Source organism: Flavobacteriales bacterium (assembly GCA_029248105.1).
In the GTDB taxonomy this organism is placed as follows: Bacteria; Bacteroidota; Bacteroidia; order Flavobacteriales; family UBA7312; genus UBA8444.
Window position 1 is genome coordinate 1 of sequence record JAQWJZ010000036.1, and the last position, 6,993, is coordinate 6,993.

Here is a 6,993-nt window from a genome sequence, read left to right on the forward strand (position 1 = left end):
AAGCCTGTCATCTTTGGTGTACTCACCGATAACACCATGCAACAAGCTATCGACCGCTCCGGCGGAAAGCATGGAAACAAAGGTACTGAAGCGGCAATTAGTGCTATAAAAATGCTTAGCCTTAAATCAGAATTTTAAACAGAAATTGATTTTAGCATAGAAAATAAAACCCTTTTTCAATTCTTGAACGCTACTGATGGCGGAACAAATAACGATTACCTATGGAATTTTGGAGATAGTAGTAATCTATCTTCAGAGTATTCACCTACTCACCAATACAGTAGCTCAGAAACGCATTTTGTAGATGTCAAACTTTTAGCTACGAACCCCTTTGGATGTATCGACAGTATTATCAAAACATTTAAAATAGATGCAAACTTAAGAGACAGTGTCTTCATTCCAATAGCTTTCACTCCAAATAGAGATATGAATAATGAAGTGTTTAAACCTGTTTATAACTTATATCCTAGAGAATATGTTTTTTTAATTTTCAATCGATGGGGCGAACTACTTTTTGAGACTACTAATCCAGAATATGGCTGGGATGGAAAACACAATAACAGACTTGTTCAAGATGGGATTTTCACTTATAAGTTACTCTTTAACAACAAACTCAAAATAGGAACATTCCATCTTATAGGTAAACATTAGAGCAGCAAACAAAAAAAGGTCTGACACTGTCAGACCTTTTGCGGAGAGAGAGGGATTCGAACCCCCGGTACATTGCTGTACAATGGTTTTCAAGACCACCGCATTCGACCACTCTGCCATCTCTCCTGCGGACGGCAAAAGTAAAATAATTTTGGGTTTTTTCACATACTTGAGAAAAAAAAACAATAAAATTTTTAGAATTATTAATCGACATTAATTTTTTAACTTAGCGTTATGAAGAATTATCTATTTACTAAAAGTCTTTTTACTTGCATTTACATACTGTTTTTTCATACATTTTCTTTTGCTCAACAAATAGATGCTAGGTTTGATATGGCTCTTTTTCAAACTGATAACACATCTTATCTCGAAACTTATTTATCCGTAAATGGAAAGGGTGTAAAATATAAAACCAATGAAAACGGAAACTATCAAGCTCAACTCTCTGTTTCTATTGAATTCATTCAAGATGATAAGGTAATTAAAGTTGACAAATATAATTTGTCGAGCCCAGAAATTAAAGACACATCTTCAATCGACTTTTTGTTTCTAGATCAACAACGCTATCAGCTAACCGACGGAAACTATACTCTTAAGTTGAATATAAAAGACGTAAACAGCTCAAACGAAGAGATTAATCACGAACAGCCTATTGAAATAAAAACATTAAAAAATGGATTTTCAGATGTTCAATTGGTAGAATCATACTCAAAGACTATCGAAAAAAATATGTTAAGCAAAGGGGGTTATGATTTAGTACCATTCATCTCTAACCTTTATAATACTGCTAATAAAAAAATAAGTTGCTATTTCGAGTACTACTCCGAATCTAATGAAGAAACACTTATTCAGATAAGTGTCATTTCTCAGTCGACACAGAAAATAGTTAACAATCTAGTCAAAAGTAAAAAAAGTAATTCTACGTTTTACCCTAGCCTAAATAGCTTTTCAATAGAAGAATTACCCACCGGAACTTATTCCTTAAAAATAGAAGCTAAAAATAGAAATAATGAAATTATTCATTCCCAAGAACGTCTGTTCTACAAGTTAAATAAAGACATAACAGAAGAGATAAGCATTGAGGAAACATTCATTACAGCAATCAATGATAAAGATACGCTGAAACAATTCATTGAATATTTAAAACCTTTGCAATCATCTCTAGAAAATATACAGGCTAAAAATTTAGATTATGAAAATGTAACAATGCTACAAAACTATTTTTACAGGTTTTGGAATAAACGTGATCCTTTCAATACTGAACAAAGTTGGTTAAACTATTATTATCTGGTAAAATTAGTCAATAAAGAGTTTAGAAATGGTATCGTTGATGGCTACTTATCAGATAGAGGTAGAATATATTTGAGCTACGGATCTCCTAATTCTAGATCACAAGAAATTATGCCTAAAGGATTTCAACCTTTTGAGGTTTGGCATTATTACAATATTGGTTCCGAAAGAGATGTGAAATTTATTTTCTCCAATGATAGAATGCCTAATGAATACCGATTAGTTTATACCAATAAGTTTGGAGAAATAAATGACAAAGATTGGCTAAATCGATTCGAAGAAAATTATTATGACGATTTTGATGAAGGAAAAAAATCACCTATCGATTATTACACTAATCCTAACTAATACGAATTGAACAACTTAATCTTTATAATTCTAAAGTTATATGCTCGCCTACCCATGTGGCTAATAAATATTATTGGTGTAAAATTTACGGTATTACTCAGACTATTAGGATATAGAAAACAGGTGATCGACAAGAACCTAAAAAATGCATACCCCGAAAAAGACAATAAAACAAGGCGTGAAATAAAGTCCCAATTCTACATCTACTTCGGTCAACTATTAGCAGAATCAATAAAGCTATTTCATCTTTCAAAAAAAGAACTCAAAAAAAGATATGTATTTAAAAATGATACTCTTATAAATTCATATCTAAAGCAAAAAAAAGATGTCATAATTGTTTTAGGACACTACGGAAACTGGGAATGGGGACTACTGGCATCATCATTACATTTTAATGGTGAAATGGTTGGCATATACAAACCCCTATCATCACGTTTTTGGAATGAAAAAGTATTGCAATTACGCTCTCAGTTTGGAGCTACTTTAGTTAGTATGAAAGAAAGTGTACGCTACCTTTTAAAAAAAGGCGAAAAGCCAAGAGTAATAGGCGTTATATCCGACCAAACACCCTCGGCAGATGAATTGAATCATTGGATTAGTTTTTTAAATCAAAAAACTCCTGTATTTTTGGGTACAGAGAAATTAGCTAAAAAAATGGATTGTCCTATTTTTTTCGCTCATGTCACCCCTTTAAGTCGTGCCAATTATAAAATTGATTTTGAACTCATAACAGATTCCCCAAAGGATCTTACAGATGGAGAAATTACACGCTTACATTCCCAAATTTTAGAAAATAATATTAATAAAAATCCAGCCTATTGGCTGTGGTCGCATAGAAGATGGAAACACCAACAAAAGTAGCAGTCGTTATACTAAACTACAACGGTGTTCATTGGCTTGAGAAATTCTTGGCTGATGTCGTTCTTAAAAGTAGTGATGCTCAAGTATATGTTGCAGACAATGCATCTACTGACGATTCTGTAAATTATGTAAAAACTAACTTTCCAAATGTGAAGTTAGTTCAAAACAAAAGTAATGACGGTTACGCAGGAGGATATAATAATGCTCTTCAACGCATTGAAGCCGAATATTATGTTCTTCTAAATTCAGATGTGGAGGTTTCTGAGAATTGGATCTCCCCTATTATCCATTTAATGGATAACGACAAAACCATTGCTGCTTGTCAACCCAAAATCAAAAAATACGATGATAAAAGTAGCTTTGAATATGCTGGCGCTTGTGGCGGACATTTAGATAAATATGGCTTCCCCTTTTGTAGAGGAAGAGTTTTTGATACCTTAGAAAAAGATAAAGGGCAATATGACGATGCTATTGAAGTATTTTGGGCAAGTGGTGCTTGTTTGTTCTTACGCTCAGAAGCTTTTTACGAAATCGGTGGCTTTGATTGGGATTTCTTTGCTCATATGGAAGAGATTGATCTATGTTGGAGACTCAAAAATAAAGGTTATAAAATTATGTGCGAACCTAAGTCAACAGTTTATCACGTAGGCGGCGGTACATTAAATAGTGGTAGTACTTTTAAAACTTATCTCAACTACAGGAATAACCTACTAATGTTATATAAGAATCTTAATCCAGAAAATCGTTTCAGTATACTTTTTAAACGTATGATTCTAGATGGGTTATCAGCTGTTAAGTTTATCTTAAATGGGAAGCCACTTCATGTATTTTCTATCTTAAAAGCACATATAGTATATTACACTTTTTTGAAGTCTTTTAAAAAGAAACGACCACCAAGTTACCAAGCTAAACTATTCCCTAAAAGTGTAGTGTATTCGTATTTTGTAAAACGATTAAAAACCTATAATCAGCTCAATAAAGATTTTAACTGACTTACCGTATAATCAATCTCCTCTTGTGTATTGTATTTGCTAAAAGAAAATCGTAGTGATGGACGGTTCATATCGACACCTATACCTCTTAGTACATGAGAACCCAAGTTGCTACCAGAAGAACAAGCACTACCACCAGACGAAGCTATGCCCATTATATCTAAGTTATAAAATAACATTTCTGCAATTTCTGTTTGCGGAAATAGAACATTTAAAACCGTGTAAAGGGATTTTTCTAATTGATCACTCTCGCCATTAAATTCAACTCCAGGAATAGCCTCTTTCAGGCCTTTAATCATTCGTATTTTAAGTCCCTCAATGTGTTTTCTGTGTTCTTGCAAGTCTCTGTAAGAAACATCCATAGCTTTAGAAAGCCCTACTATGCCGTATACATTTTCTGTACCAGCACGCATATTTCTCTCTTGCCCACCACCTGATATAAAAGGATTTATTTTTACATCACTATTGATATACAAAAAGCCATTTCCTTTTGGGCCATGGAATTTATGTGCTGCACCGGTTATAAATTGTATGTTTAAATTTTCTAAGTCAAATGTGTAATGAGCCATGGTCTGAACAGTGTCGGAATGAAAAATAGCGTCGTATGACTGACATAGTTCTCCGACAGCATGAATATCTAATAGGTTGCCAATTTCGTTATTGGCGTGCATTAGAGAAACAAAGCTTCTATTATTAGTTTTCAATAATTCATCTAGATGGGATAAATCAACGTTTCCTTTCTCATCTAAATCAACGTAGGACAGTTTTATCATTCCTTTAGACGCTAAATCTTCTAAAGTATGACCAACAGCATGGTGCTCAATTTTGCTAGTGATGGCATGATTTATACCTAAATCGACCATACCGCACCGAATAGCCATATTATCGGCTTCTGTACCTCCTGAGGTGAAAAATATTTCTCCGGGAGTACAATTTAAATGTTTTGCAACATTTTTTCTAGCTCTTTCAATGAGCGAACGAGAAACTCTACCAAAAGAATGTATAGATGAAGGATTTCCAAAACCATCTTGGAGAATTGGAATCATAACTTCTAAAACCTCTTGATCTATAGGTGTTGTTGCAGCATTATCTAAATAAACTTTCATAGCTTAATTATATAGTCAATTCTTTAATTTCTTTCATAAAACGCTCTGCCAATTTATCTGCACCAGCTTTACTTCCACTCTCAGTATAAATACGAATAATAGGCTCTGTATTTGACTTTCTCAGGTGTACCCACTCTTCAGCAAAATCAATCTTCACACCGTCGATGGTGGTTACATCTTCATGAGCATACTTTTTAGACATTTCGGACAAAATCATATCTACATCTATTTCTGGTGTCAGTTGAATTTTATTTTTTGACATGAAAAAGCTAGGGTAAGAAGCTCGTAATTCAGAACACTTCATTTTCTTTTCAGCTAGTAATGATAAAAATAAAGCAATGCCGACAATAGAATCTCTTCCATAGTGCGAATTAGGATAAATAATCCCTCCATTACCTTCACCACCAATAATTGCATTACAAGCTTTCATTTGGTTCACTACATTAACTTCTCCAACTGCCGATGAAAAGTATTCACCACCATGTTTGTGAGTGACTTCTCTTAAAGCTCTTGACGATGATAAATTTGAAACCGTATTTCCTTTTTCTTTAGATAAAATATAATCAGCACAAGCAACCAATGTATATTCTTCACCAAACATAGTGCCATCTTCATTGACTATGGCTAATCTATCAACATCAGGGTCAACAACAATACCAAAATCGGCATGACTATCAACTACAAGTTTTGATATCTCTGTCAAGTGTTCAGCTAATGGCTCTGGATTGTGAGGAAAATGACCGTTGGGTTCACAATACAAAGGAACGCAACTCACACCTAAACTTTCTAAAAGTGCTGGAACAGCAATACCACCTGTTGAATTTACGGCATCGACAACCACGTTAAAGTTTGCCGCTTTAATAGCATCTACATTTACCCACTTCAATTGAATTACGCTGTCAATATGTTTTTGGATGTAAGAATCGTCTGAAGTATAGCTCCCTAAATCATCAACCTCAGCAAAATGATAATCATCAGCTTCGGCAATAGCCAATACCTCAGCACCATCTTCAGCATTAATGAATTCTCCCCTTTCGTTAAGTAACTTTAAAGCATTCCATTGTTTAGGATTGTGACTAGCTGTAAGTATTATACCACCATCGGCATTCTGCATTTGTACAGCTAACTCGACCGTTGGTGTTGTAGATAATCCTAAATCATAAACATCTATTCCTAAGGCTTGTAAAGTACTAACCACTAACTGACGAATCATTTCACCAGAAATTCTAGCATCTCTACCAACCACCACTACAGGTGATTTTTTCTGACAACGTTTTAGCATCCATGTGCCATAAGCTGCGCTAAATCGTACTGCGTCTACAGGAGATAACCCTTCCCCTACTTTTCCGCCTATGGTTCCTCTAATACCAGAAATAGATTTGATTAAAGTCATGTGTTTATTTTTTGAATAGCACAAAAGTAATATTTTAAAATATTTCAATTAGAAATATTATGAAAACCTTCAATTATTGAGTAATTTTTATGAATTTTGCCTATCTTTATAAAGCTATGAAAAAAAGGATATTTATTTTCCTGTATGTATTTCTTTTAACTCAGATTTCCTACTCTCAGTACCCTCAATTTTATGACTTTGATGGAAACCTAAGTTCATCACCAGAATGGATTGTTTGTGATGGTAATGATTTCGTTCTGAGCTTACAGTCTAACGTTGACATCGGTAATTATTCCATTGACTGGGGTGATGGTAGCGCTATCAGTAGTGGTAATTCATGGTTAGCAAACAC

8 protein-coding genes and 1 tRNA gene are annotated in these 6,993 nt (G+C 34.0%); 6 read left to right on the plus strand and 3 right to left on the minus strand.

Features of this window, described 5'->3' with window-relative positions:
- Together P8I29_06590 and P8I29_06595 are read left to right on the plus strand one after the other, a co-directional pair.
- Positions 1 to 138: 6,7-dimethyl-8-ribityllumazine synthase (locus P8I29_06590; protein ID MDG1917460.1), on the plus strand; the 138-nt coding region annotated here is incomplete at its 5' end.
- Between the two features lie 45 nt (positions 139 to 183).
- Positions 184 to 651: a gliding motility-associated C-terminal domain-containing protein gene (locus P8I29_06595; protein MDG1917461.1), complete on the plus strand. Its 468-nt coding sequence runs from the start codon at positions 184 to 186 to the stop codon at positions 649 to 651.
- Positions 652 to 692: 41 nt separating this feature from the next.
- Here P8I29_06595 and P8I29_06600 read toward each other — a convergent pair.
- Positions 693 to 777, minus strand: a tRNA-Ser gene (locus P8I29_06600).
- A gap of 108 nt (positions 778 to 885) precedes the next feature.
- On the opposite strand from P8I29_06600, the gene P8I29_06605 reads away from it, so the two are divergent.
- Genes P8I29_06605 through P8I29_06615 form a run of 3 tightly spaced genes read left to right on the plus strand, consistent with a single transcriptional unit; the run spans position 886 to position 4,142 of the window.
- Entirely contained in the window at positions 886 to 2,289 is a 1,404-nt protein-coding gene (locus P8I29_06605) for a GWxTD domain-containing protein (protein MDG1917462.1), read from the plus strand.
- A gap of 54 nt (positions 2,290 to 2,343) precedes the next feature.
- Positions 2,344 to 3,150, plus strand: coding sequence for a lysophospholipid acyltransferase family protein (locus P8I29_06610; GenBank protein ID MDG1917463.1), 807 nt, complete (start codon positions 2,344 to 2,346; stop codon positions 3,148 to 3,150).
- Positions 3,129 to 4,142, plus strand: coding sequence for a glycosyltransferase family 2 protein (locus tag P8I29_06615; protein ID MDG1917464.1), 1,014 nt, complete (start codon positions 3,129 to 3,131; stop codon positions 4,140 to 4,142). The genes P8I29_06610 and P8I29_06615 overlap by 22 nt, the downstream gene beginning before the upstream one ends.
- On the opposite strand, the gene P8I29_06620 is transcribed toward P8I29_06615, so the two are convergent.
- Together P8I29_06620 and glmM are read right to left on the minus strand one after the other, a co-directional pair.
- Entirely contained in the window at positions 4,118 to 5,248 is a 1,131-nt protein-coding gene (locus P8I29_06620) for a cysteine desulfurase family protein (protein MDG1917465.1), read from the minus strand. The genes P8I29_06615 and P8I29_06620 overlap by 25 nt on opposite strands.
- Positions 5,249 to 5,255: 7 nt before the next feature.
- Positions 5,256 to 6,641, minus strand: coding sequence for a phosphoglucosamine mutase (gene glmM / locus P8I29_06625; GenBank protein MDG1917466.1), 1,386 nt, complete (start codon positions 6,639 to 6,641; stop codon positions 5,256 to 5,258).
- A 116-nt stretch (positions 6,642 to 6,757) separates the two neighbouring features.
- Between glmM and P8I29_06630 the strand changes: the two genes are divergently transcribed.
- Positions 6,758 to 6,993 (plus strand): hypothetical protein (locus P8I29_06630; protein ID MDG1917467.1); only part of this gene is annotated, 236 nt, incomplete at its 3' end.